Source organism: Streptomyces sp. NBC_00029, from assembly GCF_045160505.1.
GTDB lineage: Bacteria > Actinomycetota > Actinomycetes > Streptomycetales > Streptomycetaceae > Streptomyces.
Window position 1 is genome coordinate 443349 of record NZ_CP108292.1, and the last position, 16966, is coordinate 460314.

General features: G+C 71.6%; 20 protein-coding genes and 1 pseudogene. 11 read left to right on the forward strand and 10 right to left on the reverse strand.

What is annotated here, in order from left to right; genetic code table 11:
- Positions 1-99: 99 nt before the first annotated feature.
- Positions 100-4128: a HAMP domain-containing protein gene (locus OG753_RS02185; protein ID WP_327260367.1), complete on the reverse strand. Its 4029-nt coding sequence runs from the start codon at positions 4126-4128 to the stop codon at positions 100-102.
- 326 nt (positions 4129-4454) lie between these two features.
- On the opposite strand from OG753_RS02185, the gene OG753_RS02190 reads away from it, so the two are divergent.
- The gene (locus tag OG753_RS02190; protein WP_405792502.1) at positions 4455-4892 is read left to right on the forward strand and encodes an ATP-binding protein; all 438 of its coding nucleotides are present in this window, start codon (positions 4455-4457) and stop codon (positions 4890-4892) included.
- Here the strand turns inward: OG753_RS02190 and OG753_RS02195 are convergent.
- Complete coding sequence (locus tag OG753_RS02195; RefSeq protein ID WP_327260369.1) at positions 4887-5234, reverse strand: STAS domain-containing protein; 348 nt, start codon at positions 5232-5234, stop codon at positions 4887-4889. The two genes, OG753_RS02190 and OG753_RS02195, sit on opposite strands and share 6 nt — an antisense overlap.
- A 223-nt stretch (positions 5235-5457) precedes the next feature.
- Here OG753_RS02195 and OG753_RS02200 point away from each other — a divergent pair, with 223 nt between their 5' ends.
- The 6 genes from OG753_RS02200 (at position 5458) to OG753_RS02225 (ending at position 9290) form a co-directional block, all read left to right on the forward strand.
- Positions 5458-6381 (forward strand): SigB/SigF/SigG family RNA polymerase sigma factor, encoded by a 924-nt coding sequence (locus tag OG753_RS02200; protein WP_327260370.1) that lies wholly within the window; start codon positions 5458-5460, stop codon positions 6379-6381.
- 9 nt (positions 6382-6390) lie between these two features.
- Positions 6391-6849, forward strand: coding sequence for an STAS domain-containing protein (locus OG753_RS02205; RefSeq protein WP_327260371.1), 459 nt, complete (start codon positions 6391-6393; stop codon positions 6847-6849).
- Entirely contained in the window at positions 6846-7796 is a 951-nt protein-coding gene (locus OG753_RS02210; RefSeq protein WP_405786883.1) for an anti-sigma factor RsbA family regulatory protein, read from the forward strand. Before OG753_RS02205 ends, OG753_RS02210 begins: the two co-directional genes overlap by 4 nt.
- A 202-nt stretch (positions 7797-7998) precedes the next feature.
- Positions 7999-8376 (forward strand): ATP-binding protein, encoded by a 378-nt coding sequence (locus tag OG753_RS02215; protein ID WP_327260373.1) that lies wholly within the window; start codon positions 7999-8001, stop codon positions 8374-8376.
- Positions 8377-8449: 73 nt separating this feature from the next.
- Positions 8450-8572, forward strand: coding sequence for a hypothetical protein (locus OG753_RS02220; protein WP_327260374.1), 123 nt, complete (start codon positions 8450-8452; stop codon positions 8570-8572).
- A 55-nt stretch (positions 8573-8627) separates the two neighbouring features.
- Positions 8628-9290, forward strand: a complete 663-nt coding sequence (locus tag OG753_RS02225) for a DUF4230 domain-containing protein (RefSeq protein WP_405786885.1) — start codon at positions 8628-8630, stop codon at positions 9288-9290.
- A gap of 225 nt (positions 9291-9515) precedes the next feature.
- Here OG753_RS02225 and OG753_RS02230 read toward each other — a convergent pair whose 3' ends face one another.
- Entirely contained in the window at positions 9516-10007 is a 492-nt protein-coding gene (locus OG753_RS02230) for a flavin reductase family protein (RefSeq protein ID WP_327260376.1), read from the reverse strand.
- Positions 10008-10207: 200 nt separating this feature from the next.
- Here OG753_RS02230 and OG753_RS02235 point away from each other — a divergent pair, with 200 nt between their 5' ends.
- Both OG753_RS02235 and OG753_RS02240 read left to right on the forward strand, forming a co-directional pair.
- Positions 10208-10657: an SRPBCC family protein gene (locus tag OG753_RS02235; RefSeq protein ID WP_327260377.1), complete on the forward strand. Its 450-nt coding sequence runs from the start codon at positions 10208-10210 to the stop codon at positions 10655-10657.
- A 5-nt stretch (positions 10658-10662) separates the two neighbouring features.
- The gene (locus OG753_RS02240) at positions 10663-11487 is read left to right on the forward strand and encodes a DUF1206 domain-containing protein (RefSeq protein ID WP_327260378.1); all 825 of its coding nucleotides are present in this window, start codon (positions 10663-10665) and stop codon (positions 11485-11487) included.
- Positions 11488-11524: 37 nt separating this feature from the next.
- Here the strand turns inward: OG753_RS02240 and OG753_RS02245 are convergent, their stop codons facing one another.
- A complete protein-coding gene (locus tag OG753_RS02245) occupies positions 11525-12076 on the reverse strand; it encodes a VanZ family protein (RefSeq protein ID WP_327260379.1) in 552 nt (183 codons plus the stop codon).
- Between the two features lie 146 nt (positions 12077-12222).
- Between OG753_RS02245 and OG753_RS02250 the strand changes: the two genes are divergently transcribed.
- Both OG753_RS02250 and OG753_RS02255 read left to right on the forward strand, forming a co-directional pair.
- Positions 12223-13122 carry a YihY/virulence factor BrkB family protein gene (locus OG753_RS02250; protein ID WP_383190993.1) on the forward strand — a complete coding sequence of 300 codons (900 nt, stop codon included), beginning with the start codon at positions 12223-12225 and terminating at the stop codon, positions 13120-13122.
- Between the two features lie 163 nt (positions 13123-13285).
- Positions 13286-13771, forward strand: a complete 486-nt coding sequence (locus OG753_RS02255) for a DUF6328 family protein (protein ID WP_327260380.1) — start codon at positions 13286-13288, stop codon at positions 13769-13771.
- A 12-nt stretch (positions 13772-13783) separates the two neighbouring features.
- Here OG753_RS02255 and OG753_RS02260 read toward each other — a convergent pair whose 3' ends face one another.
- From OG753_RS02260 to OG753_RS02285, 6 genes and pseudogenes are all read right to left on the reverse strand, one after another.
- On the reverse strand, positions 13784-14908 hold the full coding sequence (locus OG753_RS02260) for a glutamate--cysteine ligase (protein ID WP_405786888.1): 1125 nt from the start codon (positions 14906-14908) through the stop codon (positions 13784-13786).
- 217 nt (positions 14909-15125) lie between these two features.
- A complete protein-coding gene (locus tag OG753_RS02265; protein ID WP_405786889.1) occupies positions 15126-15299 on the reverse strand; it encodes a CsbD family protein in 174 nt (57 codons plus the stop codon).
- Between the two features lie 73 nt (positions 15300-15372).
- The gene (locus tag OG753_RS02270; protein WP_229920453.1) at positions 15373-15528 is read right to left on the reverse strand and encodes a DUF6131 family protein; all 156 of its coding nucleotides are present in this window, start codon (positions 15526-15528) and stop codon (positions 15373-15375) included.
- Positions 15529-15698: 170 nt separating this feature from the next.
- The gene (locus OG753_RS02275; RefSeq protein ID WP_327260383.1) at positions 15699-16082 is read right to left on the reverse strand and encodes a PRC-barrel domain-containing protein; all 384 of its coding nucleotides are present in this window, start codon (positions 16080-16082) and stop codon (positions 15699-15701) included.
- Positions 16083-16180: 98 nt separating this feature from the next.
- Positions 16181-16392, reverse strand: a pseudogene (locus OG753_RS02280) (iron-containing redox enzyme family protein); the annotation flags it as partial.
- Positions 16388-16813 (reverse strand): hypothetical protein, encoded by a 426-nt coding sequence (locus tag OG753_RS02285; protein ID WP_405786890.1) that lies wholly within the window; start codon positions 16811-16813, stop codon positions 16388-16390. The pseudogene OG753_RS02280 and the gene OG753_RS02285, both read right to left, overlap by 5 nt.
- Positions 16814-16966 lie beyond the last annotated feature (153 nt).

A 16966-nucleotide genomic window follows, 5' to 3' on the forward strand; every position in this document is an offset into this window, starting at 1 on the left:
CCTTGGTGGGACGGTCGGGGTGGCCCTGCTGAACGGGCTGCGGGGCTCCCGACCGTACAGGCGGTGCGAGCGGGGCGGCAGGGGCAGGAGGGAGGGCGGTCATCCGGTGAGCCAGTGCCGGACACGGGCGATGAGGTCGTCGGCGTCGACCGGCTTCGTCACGTAGTCGCTGGCCCCCGCTGCGAGACTCTTCTCCCGGTCCCCCGGCATGGCCTTGGCGGTGACGGCGATGATGGGCAGCCCCGAGTAGGCCGGCATCCGCCGGATCTCGGCGGTCGCCGCATAGCCGTCGAGTTCCGGCATCATCACGTCCATCAGGATCAGGTCCACGCCCTCGTTGCGGGTGAGCGTGTCGATGCCCTTGCGTCCGTCCTCCGCGTGGAGGACGCGCACACCGTGCAGTTCGAGCACACCGCTGAGGGCGTACAGGTTGCGCGCGTCGTCGTCGACGACGAGGACGGTGCGTCCGAGCAGGCCGTCGTCGAGCACCGGGGTCACGGTCTGCTGCCCCTCCGCCCCCTCGTGGACGAGCGGAAGGACGTCTCCCGGCTGGTCGGCGGACAGGTGCAGCACGATGCGTTCCCGGAGCTCGTCCAGGCTGGACAGCAGCTCCAGGTGGCGTGACACGGACCGCTCCCGCAATGCCTGTTCCTGTCCCGACTTCCAGCGGGGGTTGTTGTGCGCGAGCACCGGCAGGGAGGACAGGGCCGGGTCTCCGTCGAGTGCGTCGAGGAAGCGCAGGGCTTCGCCGTCGGGCATGTCGAGTTCGAGGACGACGCAGTGGAAGGAGTCCGCCGCCAGGGCGGCGGCGGCATCCCGCGAGCTCGTGGCGTTGACGACCTGGATTCCGCCGTGGTCCCCGCCCGACCGGTGGCGGGGGGCGAAGTCCCGGTCGGCGCTCTCGGCGACGAGGGAGAGGAGGCCGTTGGGCCGTTCCTCGATCACCAGGAGGCGGCGGGCCTGCCGCTGGGGCGGGACGGCGGCCGTGGCCGCGCCCCCGGACGGCTCGGCGGCCGCGGTGGTGGCCGCCGTGTACGGGGCCTGCGCGGGGGCGTCGGGAAGGCGCTCGCCCTCGTAGTCCGCGCGGCTGACCGGCAGGTAGAGGGTGAAGGTGCTGCCCTGCCCCTGGGTGCTCTCCGCGGTGACGGCGCCGCCGAGGAGCTGGGCGATCTCGCGGCTGATGGAGAGTCCGAGGCCGGTGCCGCCGTACTTGCGGCTGGTGGTGCCGTCGGCCTGCTGGAACGCGCCGAAGACGGACTCCAGCTGCTGGTCGGGGATGCCGATGCCGGTGTCCCGTACCCGGAAGGCCAGCATGGGCCCGCGGCCCTGGAGCCCGGCGGGGAGCTCGGGGGCGGTGGCGGGTTCGATGCGGAGTTCGACGCCGCCGCGCTCGGTGAACTTGACGGCGTTGGAGAGCAGGTTGCGCAGGACCTGCCGCAGGCGTGAGTCGTCGGTGAGCAGGTCGGCCGGGGCGTCGGGGGCGGTGGTGACGGTGAAGTCGAGGCTCTTCTGCGTGGTCATCGGGCGGAAGGTGGCGTCGACGTACTCGAGCAGCTGCGGCAGATGCACCCGCTCGGGGTTGAGGTCCATCTTTCCGGCTTCGACCTTCGACAGGTCGAGGATGTCGTTGATCAGCTGGAGGAGGTCCGAGCCCGCCGAGTGGATGATGCCCGCGTACTCGACCTGCTTCGGGCTGAGGTTGCGCGTCGGGTTCTGGGCGAGCAACTGGGCCAGGATGAGCAGGCTGTTGAGCGGGGTGCGCAGCTCGTGGCTCATGTTGGCCAGGAACTCGGACTTGTAGGTGGAGGCCAGCGACAGCTGCTGGGCGCGGGTCTCCAGTTCCTGCCGGGCCTGCTCGATCTCCAGGTTCTTGGCCTCGATGTCCCGGTTCTGGCTGGCGAGGAGGGCGGCCTTCTCCTCCAGTTCCGCGTTGGAGCGCTGGAGTTCCTCCTGCTGGACCTGGAGTTCCTCCGAGCGTGCCTGGAGTTCGCCGGTGAGCCGCTGGGACTCGCCGAGGAGCTCGTCGGTGCGGGCGTTGGCGACGATCGTGTTGACGTTGGCACCGATGGTCTCCATCAGCTGGCCGAGGAAGTCCCGGTGCACGGGTGTGAAGGCGGAGAAGGAGGCGAGCTCGATCACGCCGAGGACCTGGTCCTCCACCACGATCGGCAGGATGATCAGGCTGCCCGGGGTGGTGTGGCCGAGCCCGGAGGAAATGACGTAGCCGCTGGGGACCTGGTCGGTGGCGATGATGCGGTGGCTGCGTGCGGCCTGTCCGACCAGGGATTCGCCGAGGGCGAAGCCGGTGCCCTCGCCCGCTCCGGCGGGACGGCCGTACGAGCCGACCAGGGTGAGTACGGTGCCGTGGGGGCTGTCCTCGGCGAGGTAGAAGGCGCCGTACTGGGCGGCGACGAGCGGCGTCAGTTCGTCCATGACGAGCTCGGCGACGGCGGCGAGGTCCCGGTGGCCCTGCATCAGGCCCGAGATGCGGGCGAGGTTGGACTTGAGCCAGTCCTGCTCCTGGTTGGCCCGCGTGCTCTCGCGCAGCGAACCCACCATCGAGTTGATGTTGTCCTTGAGTTCGGCGACCTCGCCGGAGGCGTCGACGGTGATGGACCGGGTCAGGTCGCCTTCGGCGACGGCGCTGGCGACCTCGGCGATGGCCCGGACCTGGCGGGTCAGGTTGCCGGCCAGCTCGTTGACGTTCTCGGTCAGGCGCTTCCACGTGCCGGAGACGCCCTCGACCTCGGCCTGGCCGCCGAGCCGGCCCTCGCTGCCGACCTCGCGGGCGACGCGGGTGACCTCGGCGGCGAAGGCGGAGAGCTGGTCGACCATCGTGTTGATGGTGGTCTTGAGCTCGAGGATCTCCCCGCGGGCGTCCACGTCGATCTTCTTGGACAGGTCGCCGTTGGCGACGGCCGTCGTGACGAGGGCGATGTTGCGGACCTGGCCGGTGAGGTTGTTCGCCATCGAGTTGACGTTGTCGGTGAGGTCCTTCCAGGTGCCCGCGACATGGGGAACCTGTGCCTGCCCGCCCAGCCTGCCCTCGGTGCCGACCTCGCGGGCCACCCGGGTCACCTCGTCGGCGAACGCGGAGAGCGTGTCCACCATCGTGTTGATGACTCCGGCCAGCGCGGCGACCTCGCCCTTGGCCTCGACCATGATCTTCTGCGAGAGGTCGCCGCGGGCGACGGCGGTGGCGACCTGGGCGATGGAGCGCACCTGCCCCGTCAGGTTGGACGCCATGACGTTGACGTTGTCGGTGAGGTCCTTCCAGGTGCCGGAGACCCCACGGACCGTGGCCTGGCCGCCGAGGTTGCCCTCGGTGCCGACCTCACGGGCCACCCGGGTCACCTCGTCGGCGAAGGCCGAGAGCTGGTCGACCATCGTGTTGATGGTCTCCTTCAGCTCCAGGATCTCCCCGCGCGCGTCCACCCGGATCTTCTGTGTCAGATCCCCCTGGGCCACCGCCGTGGTGACCTCCGCGATCGAACGCACCTGGGCCGTCAGGTTGTCGGCCATGACGTTGACCGACTCCGTCAGGTCCTTCCAGGTTCCGGAGACACCCTTGACGTCCGCCTGGCCGCCGAGTCTGCCCTCGGTGCCGACCTCACGGGCGACGCGGGTGACCTCCCCGGCGAAGGCGGAGAGCTGGTCGACCATCGTGTTGATGGTCTCCTTCAGCTCCAGGATCTCTCCGCGCGCGGTGACGGTGATCTTCTGCGAGAGGTCGCCCTTGGCCACGGCCGTCGCGACCTGCGCGATGGAACGCACCTGGGCGGTGAGGTTTCCGGCCATGAAATTGACCGAATCCGTGAGGTCCAGCCAGGCTCCCCCGACCCCGGGTACGTCCGCCTGACCGCCGAGCGTGCCCTCGGTGCCCACTTCGCGGGCCACCCGCGTCACCTCGGACGTGAACAGGGACAGCTGGTCGGCCATCCCGTTGAAGACCGTGGCGATCTCGCCGAGCAGTCCGTCCGCCGTGTCGGGCAGCCGGGTACGGAAGTCCCCGTCCCGTACGGCCGTCAGGCCGGCCAGCAGTTGGCGCAGTTCCGATTCGCCGATCCTGTCCTCGCCGGGAAGTGCGGGCGAACCGCCCAACGCCTCCGTGCCCGTCCGCTCAGCCATCCGCCAACCTCACTCTAGACATCGACCGTGCCGGTACACGGGACAGGACGCGGCGCGTATGCGCACCGGACGCCCTGGCCCGGCCGGGGGATCCGCCACCGACATACGACCAGTGATGAAGGCTAGCGCCGACCCGGGGCACCTGATCACCCGTTCACCGGGCCGCCGCGAATCAGCTGCTCCCCGCAGGGCGGTGCGAGCCGTGGGTGCTCGCGCGATCGGGGGGTAGACGAACCGGTGACGAACGACACAATTGATGAAATGAGGTGAGGGCGTTGGCGGTCAAGGCCGTGGGCTGGGCACGCTCGTTCCCGGTGTCGAGGGGGGTGCGGGCGGCACGGCAGTGGACCGCCGCGCATCTGGACTCGTTGCCGTGGGAGGACGCATCGGCTGCGGACACGGCTCATTCCGTGCTCCTCAGCGTCTCCGAACTCGTCACGAACGCCCATCTGCACGCGGAGGGCACCGCCCACCTCGTGCTCTCCTGGGACGGTGTCTGCGTCCATGTGAGCGTCGCCGACGGCGATCCTCGCCTGCCCCGCCCGAAGGAGGCCGACGCCGACGGCGATGTCGGCGCCACGTCGGGCCGCGGGCTCGGGATCGTCACCGTCCTCGCCGACTCCTGGGACGTCCACGCGTGCCACGGCGGAAAGGCGATCACGGCCTGCTTCCGCCCCGTCGGCGCACCCGACCCGCATGCGCACCCGAACCCGGACCCGCACACCGGCCCGCCGGCCGGTCCGGGCGGGGCATGCCGTTCATGACCCCCCGGCGGCTTCCTCGACGCTCGGGTGCAGGGAGAGGACCGTGTCGGCGCCCGTCAGGGCGAACAGGCGGCGCAGTTGCTCGCCCGGGGCGGCGACGCGCAGCGTGGTCTGACGGTGCAGCCGCAGCAGCAGATTCAGGAACGACGAGTCGCCGAAGGTGATGGAGCCGGCGTCCAGTACGACCAGTCCGTGCCGGTCCGCGGCCGAGACGAGCGCCGTCTCCAGAGGGGCCAGGGTGTCCTGGTCGAGCTCCCCGTGCGCCGCCACCACCCACCCGGCCCCGGCGGGGTAACTGTCCCCGACGACGCCTTCGTGGTACGCGTCCGCTGCTCCGGTCATGTCCGCCTCCCCGGATCGTCACCTGTCTACGGCTTCGCAAGGGAGTATGCCTGCTCGTTGACGTGACGAGGACGCCAAGCCCCGCCGCACACACGCCCGGAGACCGGACTCGCCTCCCCCTCCGGCGACCGGAGGAAAAGTTTTCCGCGCAGAGCGAATAGGACCCGGAAGTCGGGGCACAAGCGCCCGAGCAGCCGTCAGTCAATCGGGAGGGAACGGCCACATGACTCGCTCGGCCACCGCCGTAAGCCCCATTCGTGCAACAGACGTGCAGATCACGCCCGCTGCGCCCGCCGTCGTGGGAGCCCCCGGGCAGGACGTGGAACTGCCCGAGGTGAAGAACGCCCGGGAGATGCCGCCTGCCGACGCACGCGAGCTCTCGAAGCTCTTCTTCCTGAGCCTGCGCACGCTGGAAGAGGGCACGCACGAGTACCAGTACGCCCGGAACACCCTGATCGAGATGAACCTCTCCCTCGTGCAGTTCGCCGCGCGGCGCTTCCGCGCCCGCGTCCTGGGCGGGGGCCTGGACATGGACGACATCATCCAGGTGGGAACCATCGGTCTCATCAAGGCCATCGACCGCTACGACCCGGAGCGCGAGGTCGAGTTCTCGACCCTCGCCCTGCCGTACATCACCGGTGAGATCAAGCGGTACTTCCGTGACACCACCTGGGCCGTGCACGTGCCGCGCCGTCTGCAGGAACTGCGTACGGAGCTCGCCAAGGCCCAGGAGGCCCTGACCGACGTCCTGGGCCGGTCCCCGACGGTCAAGGAGGTCGCCCAGCACCTCGAACTGACCGAGGAACAGGTCATCGACGGGCTGGTCGCCGCGAACGGCTACACGAGCGGTTCCCTGGACACCGGCGCCGAGAGCGAGGAGCCGTCGGCCACGAGCCGAACGATGCGTCCGCTCGCGGACCGGCTCGGTGACGTCGACCCCGCCATGGAACTCTTCGAGGACTTCCACACCCTCGCACCCCTGCTGGAGCAACTGGACGAACGCGACCGGCTGATCCTGCAGCTGCGCTTCGGCCAGGAGAAGACCCAGGCCGAGATCGGTGCGGAACTGGGCATCTCGCAGATGCAGGTCTCGCGCCTGCTCTCCCGCACGCTGACCCGGCTGCGCGCCGGAATGCTCTCGGCGTAGGCCACGGTCATGCCCTCACCCCACCGGCACGACGGGTCCGTACCGCCCGTCGGCGCGCAGCCGCTCTACGACGACGTGATGTGGGCGGACGCCGTCGTGCGGTGCGCGCACACCGGTACGGGGACCAGTGCGGGCACCGGGGCCGGAACCGGGGCGGTGCCGACGCTGACCGCCCGGCCGTTGCGCGACCGTCCCGGCGCCCTGCTGAGCGGCAGCTGCGACCTCGACTCGCGGCCGATCCTGAGCGCGGCGCTGGGCGTCGTCATCCGGATCCCCGGAGCGGTCGTCCACCTCGACCTCTCCGCCGTGGCCTTCCTCGACGCGGCCGCCGTCGCCGCGCTGGTGCAGGCGAACGCCGCTGTTGCCGGTCAGGGGCGTCGCCTGCTGCTCCACCACCCGCCATACTCGCTCCGCAAGGTAGTGGAGATGTTCCCGGACGAATGTGCCGCGCTGGAGGTCGCAGCATGATCAACCTTCCTGCGTCGACCGATCCCGGGGCCTTCGTCCACCCCGCCCTCCTCTACCGGGGTCACGAGGAGTACCTGGCAGGCGTGGGAGGCTTCGTACGGGACGCCCTCGCGGCCGACGAGCCGGTGATGGTGGCGGTGCCCGGCGGGCACCTGGACGCTCTGCGCGAGAGCATCGGCCCCACCTCGGCCGACGTCACGTGGGTGGACATGACACAACTGGGGCGCAACCCCGGCCGCATCCTGGCCTCCCTGCAGGATTTCGCCGACCGCCGTGCGGACCGGCCGGCCCGGATCGTGGGCGAGCCGATCTGGCCCGGCCGCTCGCAGGCCGAGGCGTTGGAGGCCACCCGGCACGAGGCGCTCATCAACACCGCCTTCGCGGGGCGGCGGGCCACCGTCCTGTGCCCGTACGACACCCTGGGCCTGCCGGCCTCCGTGGTGTCCGACGCCCGGCGGACGCATCCCGTGGTGATGGAGGAGGGCAAGGTCCTCCTCAGCCCGCACTACACCGACGCCGCCTCCGTCTGCGCCGGGTGCGACCACCCCCTGCCCGAGCCCGAGGGCGCCGCGCCCCGGCTCGCGTACACCCACGGGGAGCTGGGCGAGGTGCGGGCCCAGACCGAGGGCTGGGCCCGCGGCACGACGCTGAGCGCGGCCCGGCGGGGCGATCTCGTCCTCGCTGTCAGCGAGGCCGCCGCCAATTCCCTCGCCCACGGGGACGGGAAGGGCTCGCTCCGGCTGTGGAGCACCGCCGACGGCACGGTCGTGGCCGAGATCCGCGACGGCGGCCACCTCGCCGACCCGCTGGCGGGGCGCCGTCGCCCCGCACTGGCGTCGGCCAACGGCGGCCGCGGCCTGTGGATGATCCACCAGCTGTGCGACCTGGTCGAGATCCGCGCCCTCGACAGCGGCCTCACTCTGAGACTGCACATGACCACCTCCTGAGGGAACGGCTGTCCCCTAGAATGTCGCGGGCATGTTCAGGTGCCCGCGGGCCCGGGGGGACCGCTTCGTTCCCGCGAACAAGAACCAGCGTCAACGGTGGGGGTGAGAGAGCACAGTGGAAACCATCGGACCGGAAACCGGCGATCGACGGCCTGCCGGACCTTCCCTCGCGGGACAGCGCCGCCGGCTGGCCCTTTCGGGCGTGCGCGGCCATGTGGCCAAGGGCCGCGACTTCACGCGCCAGGCCCTGCTGGACTGGGGCTGGGACGGGACCGAGACCTCCGAGGACACCTTGCTCCTCGTGTCCGAGCTGCTCACCAACGCGTCGCTGCACGCGGGGGGTTGCGTCGAACTCGTCCTCTCGGCCGGTGAGGTCCTGCGGATCGAGGTCTTCGACGGCACGACGACGCTGCCCCGCCGCCACCCGTCCCCGCAGCGCGGACTGCCGGGCGGCCACGGCCTCTACATCGTGGAGCGTCTTTCCGATCGCTGGGGCACCCGCACCCACGAGAACGGCAAGGCCGTCTGGGCCGAGATCGAGGCGTCGCGGCTGACCTCCGGCAGGTCCACCGGCCGCTGACCCGGCCGGCCCGTCCCGCGCCCGGGTTCCCGTACGGGAGCTTCAGCGCGGCCCTCGGGGGCAGGCGGGCGGTATGACATCGAACGCGCTCACCTCCCCGGCCCTGACCGCAGCGCCCGGTCCCGCCTGGGTCCATCTGATCGTCATCGCCTTCGCCCTTCTCGTCCTGGTCCACACGCTGGCCCGGCACCGGTAGGCCACCGTCCCGGTCCCCGCATGCTGGAACCGCGTGCAGGGGGTATCCGCGGGACATGGAAACCTCTTCGGATCGGCCGGGCGGCGCGCGTCGCCCGTGGTGGGGGCGCATCGCCGTCGGCCTGGCGGTGGTCGTCGTACTGCTCGTGCTCGTGGAGCGCTTCAGCCTGGTGCCGGGGTTCGGCGGACTGTTCGGTGCGCAGACCCGCGACCGCTCCGGCCCCGCGCTGCTCAAGTCACTGCAGGACATGCACCGTTACGAGGCCGCCGTCGGCAACTTCCAGGTGGTCGTGGACCTGGAGAAGGACGCGGCGTTCCTGCCGGATGCGATCCGGGGGACGCGCACCCTGTACGTCGGGGCCGGCACGGTCGGCGGTTACGTGGACATGGGCGGCCTCGGCGAGCGGAGCGTCACGGTGAACGGAGACCGGACCGAGGCCACCGTCCGGCTGCCGCGCCCGGTGCTCGGGACCGCCGCTCTGGATCCGGAACGCTCGTACGCGGTGTCCAAGCAGCGCGGCCTGCTGGACCGGATCGGCGATCTGTTCTCCGACAACCCGGCCGGTGAGCAGGCCGTGCAGAAGCTCGCCGCGCAGCACATCGGCGAGGCGGCCCGCGACAGCGGTCTCGCGGAGCGCGCCGAGAAGAACACGACGGCGATGCTGGAGGGGCTGCTGCACTCCCTCGGCTTCCGCACCGTGCACGTCACGTACCAGTAGGTACGAGGGTGCGGGGCGGCCCCGGCCGGCACGGCGTGGCCCACGTCACCGCGCTCTCTTCCGGTGCTGCTGTTTGAGCCCTCGATTCGCGGCCATACGCGTCAGTGTCGGTGGGTCGCCGTTTCGAGCGGGGCGGCGACCCACCGAGAACGGCGGCCGCGCCGGTGTCCCGTCCCCCCGGGCACCGCGTGCGGCCGCCGTCCGGCTTCCCGGGCACATGGCCGGTCAGGCCGGGTGCCCGGGGTCGATGTCCTTGACGTCGCCGTACCGCAGCAGCACGGGTGCGGGCCGGACCGGTGGGCAGACCTCGGTGGGTGCCAGGAGGAAGCCGACGTGATCGCCCCCGTCGGTCCGTGCCTCGATCCGGCCGACGAACCAGGCGCGGGCTCCGCTCAGCACCGGGCTGCCGTCGGCGCTGGGCCGCCAGTCGACCCGCCCGAATTTGTCCACCTCGTCGCCCGTCTCCCCGCCGAACAGCTCGGCCAGCGGCTGCCCGCCGCGGTCCAGCACGTGCACCGCCAGGTGCGAGGCACCGCGCGCCACACGGTAGGTGTGGTTGCGCACGGAGAGCCACACCATGAAGCGCGGCGGCCGGATCGAGCACTGCGAGGCGAAGCCCACGAGGCAGCCCGACCGCTCGCCCCCGGCCGCCACGGTGACCACGTACACGGGGCCGCCCAGGACTTCGGCGAACGCGTCCAGGTCCGTCTCCGCCACGACCACTCCTTCCGCCCGGCTCTCGTCGCGCCCACCGGGCGCCTGTCACCGTGCTCGTCCCTGTGCTCGTCCCTGCCATCGGCATCGGAGCCCGGCGGCATGAGGCCGCATCGGCGCATGCGGGGCCCTGGGACGGGTAGCCGGGCCGTTGAAGGGTCCTCGCAGGACGCGGGGCCGCAGACGGCACGGAAGGGAGACGCATGTCGCACGTCGAGGAGTACGTCGAGGTCAACGTTCCCGTACGCACGGCCTACAACCAGTGGACGCAGTTCGAGGAGTTCCCGGCCTTCATGGAGGGGGTCGAGCGCATCGACCAGCGCACGGACACGCTCACCCACTGGGTGACGAACGTGAACGGCGTGCAGCGTGAGTTCGACGCGCAGATCACCGAGCAGCTGCCGGACCGCCGCGTCGCGTGGATGACGGTGGAAGGGGAGACGCGCCAGGCGGGGCTGGTGACCTTCCAGCCGATCGACGCGACCACCACCAAGGTCGTGCTGCACATGAACTGGGTGCCCGAGGGGCTGGCCGAGAGCGCCGCCGACAAGCTCGGCTTCGTCAAGCGCCAGGTCGCCGGCGATCTGCGGCGTTTCAAGCTGTTCATCGAGTCCCGTGGAGTCGCTACGGGCGCCTGGCGGGGCGAGGTCTGACCACCATGCGAAGCGCGCAGGCGGAAAAGGGCGTCCGGGCAGCGTCCCGCGGCGGCAGGGCGCGGGAGGTCACGGCGCGCTGCGGGCTGCTGGCACGCGGGGTGCTGTACGTACTGGTCGGGGTGCTGGCCCTGCGCGTCGCCCTCGGTGACTCCGGGGGCAAGGAGGCCGACCGGCAGGGCGCCCTGCAGGAGCTCGCCGGCAGGTCGTTCGGCAGCGTTCTCGTCTGGGCCGTGGCCATCGGGCTCGTGGGAATGATGCTGTGGCGCCTGTCGGAGGCCGTCTTCGGTGCGGCCGGGCCGGACGGGGACAAGGTGACGAAGCGGCTGGCCGCGGCGGGACGGACCGTCTTCTACGCCGTGGTCGCCTTCTCCGTCCTGTCCTTCGCGGCGGGCGGAAACGCTCGCTCCGGAGACCAGCAGTCACGCGATGTGACGGCGCAGGCGATGGACCTGCCCGCCGGGCGGTGGCTGGTGGGCGCGGCCGGCCTGGGCATCGCCGTGGCCGGCGTGGTCATCGCGGTGCAGGCGGCGCGGCGTACCTTCCGCAAGCATCTCGCCATGGGCGGGGTCTCGGAGCGGTGGCGCAAGGCGGTCGACTTCCTGGGGGTGGCCGGCGGCCTGGCCCGGGGCGCCCTCTTCGCGGCGGTCGGCGGCTTCGTCGTGTTCGCCGCGGTGCGCTACGACCCGGCGCAGGCCAAGGGCATCGACGACACCCTGAGGTCGTTCACCCAGACGCCGGCGGGGCCGTGGCTGCTGGTCGTGGTCGCCGTCGGGCTGATCCTCTTCGGGGCGTTCTCCTGGGCGATGGCCCGCTGGCGCGAGGTCTGATCCCGGGGCGGGTGGCGGGCGCACCACCCGCCCGGGGTCAGCGGTTCCACCAGTGCCTGCGGCGCGGGTGCACCGCCCGCCCCAGCCGCAGGCCGATCAGCAGGTAGCCGATGAGCGCCCCGGCCGTGTTGAGGATGACGTCGTCGATGTCGAAGACACGCCCCGTGATGAGGGCGCCCTGGGTGAGCTCCACCAGGGTCATCAGGACGACCGTCACCGCCGCGACCCGCAGCAGCCCCCGGGCCGGGGGCAGCAGGACGGGCAGGAGCACCCCGAACGGCAGCCCCAGCAGCAGGTTCCCGCCCAGCTGGCGCAGTGCCTCGATCGTCGATGTCCCGTCCAGGTAGGCGCTGATCGAATGTCCGGGCCGGACATTGCTGTGCACGAGGTCCGCCGAGGCGGCGGACGGTTCCAGCGTCAGCCGGGCCAGCACCGCACTGAACAGGACGGTCCCGACGAAGGCCAGCAGCATGGCCAGCGCCCGGACGACCGGATGGGCCGGACGGCGTTGCCGCCCGGTGGCCGTCGTGGCCCGTTCCTCGGACTCCTCGGACTCCTCGACGCGCCGTCGCGCGTGGCTCCATGTCATGGGGGCGCGCTTACCCGGCCAACGGCCCGGTACGCGCCCACCGCTGACGGTCCGCCATGAATACTGCGACCGTGTCCGTCCGGCCGGCGGTGGTACTCGGCGACCCGAGGGCGCATGTCACGGGCCTGTCCGGGCACTCGCGCCGTGTGACCGACATTTTCCGCACCGCACCACGCCGAGCCGGTGCGCCCGCCGCCCCCGCGGCGCGCGTCCGCGCCGCGCTGCGGCGTACGGCCGTCCACGTGTGGACCGAGAACCTCACCGACCACGCCGCGGCCCTCACCTATTACGCCGTCCTCGCACTCCTTCCCGCGCTCGTCATCGCGGTCTCCCTCGTGGGGCTGCTGGGCGAGGCGACACGGGACCGGCTGATCGCCGAGATCGCCTCGTACGCACCGCCCCAGTCGGCGCAGGTGCTCAGCGACGCACTCGGTGGCCTGTCGGCGGAGCGGACCTCGATGTGGGCCCTGCTGATCAGCGGTGTGCTCAGCGCCCTGTGGTCGGCGTGCAGCTATCTGGCCGTCTTCCGCCGGGCCCTGCACACGATGTACCGGGTGCCCGACACCCGGCCCCCGCTCCGTGCGGCCCACACGCTGCTGATGACCGCCCTGCTGCTGGTCCTGCTCTTCGTGGGCGCTGTGGGACTGCTCGTGTCGGGGCCGCTGGCCCACTGGGTCGTACGGGCGACGGGCGGGGGCGGCCCGGACGGCATCGTGCTGCTGCGCTGGCCCGTGCAGCTGGTGGTCGTCACCCTCCTGGTGCTGATCGTCTTCCGCACCGGCCCGGCCCGGATCAGGGGCACCCGGCGGGGGCTGCCCGGCGGGGTCCTGGCGGCCCTGCTCTGGCTGGCCGCCTCGGGGCTCTTCACGCTGTACACGGAGCTGGACACGTACGGCCGGCTCTACGGCTCGCTGGCCAGTGTGGTGGTCTTCCTCGTCTGGCTCTGGTTCGCCAACCTGGCCCTGCTCACCGGGGCCCAGTTCAACGCCGAGCGGGCGCGGGAGCCCGCCGCCCGGCCGGTGCCCGGCGCGAGGGCGACCCGGTGACGCGGGCGAAGGGGCGTTTCACGGACGCCCCCCTCCGGGTACCCCTGGCCGGTGACCTCAAGGTCACCGGCTCGGAAGCGCTCCGCGCGTGCGCCGGCCGGTGCACAGTGACGGGACGTCCGGTGCGCACGCACGCACTCCACGTCGGACAGAGGGAGGCAGCATGACCGAGCATGCCCGGGACGGGCGCAGGGAGAGCGTGGAGGAGCGCGCCGACCGCCAGTGGCAGGAGCTCATCCAGGAGATCCGCGTCGCGCAGACGGGCGTACAGATCCTCTTCGGATTCCTGCTGACCGTCGCCTTCACCGCGCACTTCCAAGGACTGCCGCAGACCGACAAGGTGATCTACATCGTCACCGTGATGCTCGGCGCACTGGCGACGGGGGCCCTCATCGGTCCCGTCTCCTTCCACCGCATCGTCTCGGGCCGGCAGATCAAGCCCGAGGCGGTCGCATGGGCCTCGCGCCTGACCTTCATCGGGCTGATCCTGCTCCTGGCCACCTGCACCTCCGCCCTGCTGCTCGTGCTGAGGGTGGCCACCCACAACGCCGTCGTGCCGTGGCTGGTCGCGGGGGTCCTGGCCTGGTACCTGCTGTGCTGGTTCGTGCTCCCGCTCTGGGCGCGCGTGCGCTACACCGCGGCGGACTGAGCCGCTGCGGCCTCACGCGGCGGGCGTGGCCGTGGTGATATCCGCGCAGCCCAGGACGACGCCGGCGAGATCGCCCCGCTCGCTCAGCAGCGCGCGCTGCGTGCGGGCGCCGTTGCCGCGTTCCAGGAGCACGGCGATCTCCGCACACACCCGCTCCTGGTCACCGTGGTCGACGAGCGCCTCGCGGACGTGCTCGTGGAGGGCCCGTACGGCGTCGCCCGGCGCGATCTCCCCCATCGTCCGGGGGTCCAGCAGCGGTCCGTCCAGCCCCGACCGGCCGGCGCGCCAGCCCGCCAGCCGCAGCAGGTCCGTACCGACGCGGGCCGGCGGCTCTCCGGCGCGCCAGGACCGGGCGGCCGTTTCGACCAGCGCGCGGACGAGGGCGGCCAGGAGCACCGTGGTCCGCGCCTCCAGGCACACGTCGGCGACCCGGACCTCCACCGTGGGGTAGACGGCCGACAGGCGGGCGTCGAAGTAGATCATCCCTTCGTCGCGCAGCACACCGGTGCGCACCATTGCGCGGACCTGCTCGTGGTAGCGGTCGGCGGACCCGAAGACGTCCACCGGCCCGGCCGACGGCAACCGGTTCCACACCCGGCTCCGATAGCTTCCGTAGCCGCTGTCCGCGCCCTGCCAGAACGGGGAGTTCGCGCTCATCGCGATCAGGGTCGCGAGCCACGGGCGGATCCTGTCGAGGACGGCCACGCCCTCCTCGTCCGACTCGACCGAGACGTGGACGTGGCATCCGCAGGTCAGCTGCTCCTGAGCGGTGAGGCCGAACTGCTCGGAGATCCACTTGTACCGCTTCCCGGCGCTCAGCGAGGGCCGTACGGGCAGGGGTGAGGTCCCGAGTGCCGCCACGAGGGCTCCGGCGGTCGCGGCATGCCGGGACGCCTCCGCGCGCCACCGGAGGATCTCCTCGTGGAGCTCCCCCATCTCGGTGACCGGCTTGGTGGCGAACTCCACCTGCTCCCTCTGGAGCTCCGGCTCGAAGACGTGCTCCTGCACTCCCCCGCTCCTGGAGCACTCCCCGGAGCAGCGGTGCGCGTCCTCCAGGACCGCGCCCGACACCGCCAGCGGCTCACCGGTGGTGGCGTCCACCAGCAGCAGCTCTTCCTCCACGCCCACGCTTCGCATTGCGCCGCCGCCCATCGCTCCCGGGTTCAGGTCGATACAGGTGGCCGCCTTCGAGGTGAGCGCCCCGATGCCACACGCACCCGCGGAAACCTTGCCGTCCCACGTTCACACGTATCGCGGCTCCGTGCATCCGTCGTCGCGGCCGACCCCGCCGTGCACATGCCGAGGTCCCGCGCCCCTGGGGGGTGCGGGACCTCGGCGGAAACACTGGTGCGCGTCAGCGCTTGAAGACATCCTTGACCTTCTCCTTGGCCTGGCGGGCATCGCCCTCGGCCATTTCGGAGCGGCCCTCCGCGGTCATTCGTTCATTGCCCACCGCGCGGCCTGCCGTCTCCTTGAGCTTTCCCTTGGCCTGCTCGGCCTTGGCCCGGCTCTTCTCCTTACCCGACACAGCTGATCACTCCCCGGGGAATGTACTCGGAAATGGGAACCACGCACGCCTGTGGCGGCGCCGGGCCGACCGGCTACCAATAGTGGCGTCGGCCGCCGACCGCATGCCCGACGGAGCCGAGGATCCACAGCACCGCGCCCACCACGAGAAGGATTATCCCGATGGTCCACAGGATGGAGATCCCGGTCAGAAATCCGACGAGCAGAAGAATAAGACCGACAACAATCATGATGCCCTCGTTCCCACTTCGGAATTCGGCGGACCAGGTGGATCCGCCGTGGCGTCTCAGGTGGCGTGTACCCTCGAAATCCGCCTTAATCAGCGGCGCGCCCCATGATTTTCAACGGAATTCTCAACGGCGGGGCAGGCGTGGGCCGGGCAGCGGGGGCTCCTGCGCCGTCACGCGCGATGGCTGCCGACCGGGCCTTCGCCGGGCAGCCCGCCGGTGCCGTAGTAGGTACCGAGCTCCTGCCGGTAGCCGGGGTCCTGCAGGTGCTTGTCCCGGTGGAACTCGGGGGCGTTCTTGATCTGGTCCTTCGTGGCGTTCACGTGGACCTTCTCCTCCTCCAGGTCGATCCGGGAGACGGTGCCCGCCGGGAGGAGGACCTCCTTGCCGAAGATCCACACACCGATGTCGACGACCAGGTAGGCATCGCCCACGTCGTAGGAGTGCTTGTCGACCTTTCCGATGGTTCCGTCGGTGGCCTCGACCTTGTATCCGGTGAGGTCGGCCCAGGCCAGGTGACCCGATGCCGGCCGGTAGCTCCAGACATGCTCAGACATGCGAAACAGCTCCTCCGGTCGGGGTTGGTCCGCTTCCGTATGTGTTGACGCGGCTGCCCGGCCCCTCGCCGGCCAAACACGCGCCCGTGCGTCCGCTCTCAAGCCTGCGGCAGGGAGGTTCGCAACGCACTGCGCCCCTGCTCCCAGGCCTCGGGAGGTGCGCCGCGAGGCGGTCCTCCAGCAGGACGGTCGCGGCGCAGCCGAAGGCGACGTCCGCCTCGAGGCGCGGCTCGTCGGCGAGGAGGCCCGCGACGACTTCATGGCGCACGATCTGCTCGTGGACGGCGTCGGCCTCCACGTGTTCTTCAGAGTTCCGCGCGCGAGGCGGCCTGGGCTCCCCGTACGGCGACGTTGGCCGCGTCCTCGATCAGGGCCGCGTCTGCGCGGCCGCCGCCCAGCGTCCACCCGCACAGCGCCGACCAGGCCAGGGCGGCCGCGGCGGCCTTGGCGCGCTCGGTGCGGCGGGCCAGGAAGGTGCCGAAGAGCAGCGCGTCACCCGCGTCGACCGCGACCCGGCACAGAACGGCCGTATGCAGCGCAGCGCCCCCGGGGGCCGCCACCATCGCGGCGCCGATGACCGCGTCCCGTACGCCCAGGGCCCGGATCAGCAGGGCGGAGGAGCCGTGGTCCGGCAGGCCGCAGGGCCGTGCCAGCACACGGGGCCGGCAGGCGACCGCCACTCCGTAACCGAGCGTGGCCGCCCCCATGACCCGTGCTGCCGCCGTGCGCATGGCGATCACTCCCTTCTCCGGGCCGCGCCCCGCCGAACGGGGGACCGCGGATCCACGACGCGCCTACCCCCGCCGACGGGGCCGAATCCAGCCGGTCGCCGGGCACAGCCTCGCGGCCCGGCGCCGCCCCCAGGTCTACGGTGGAGGGGTCCG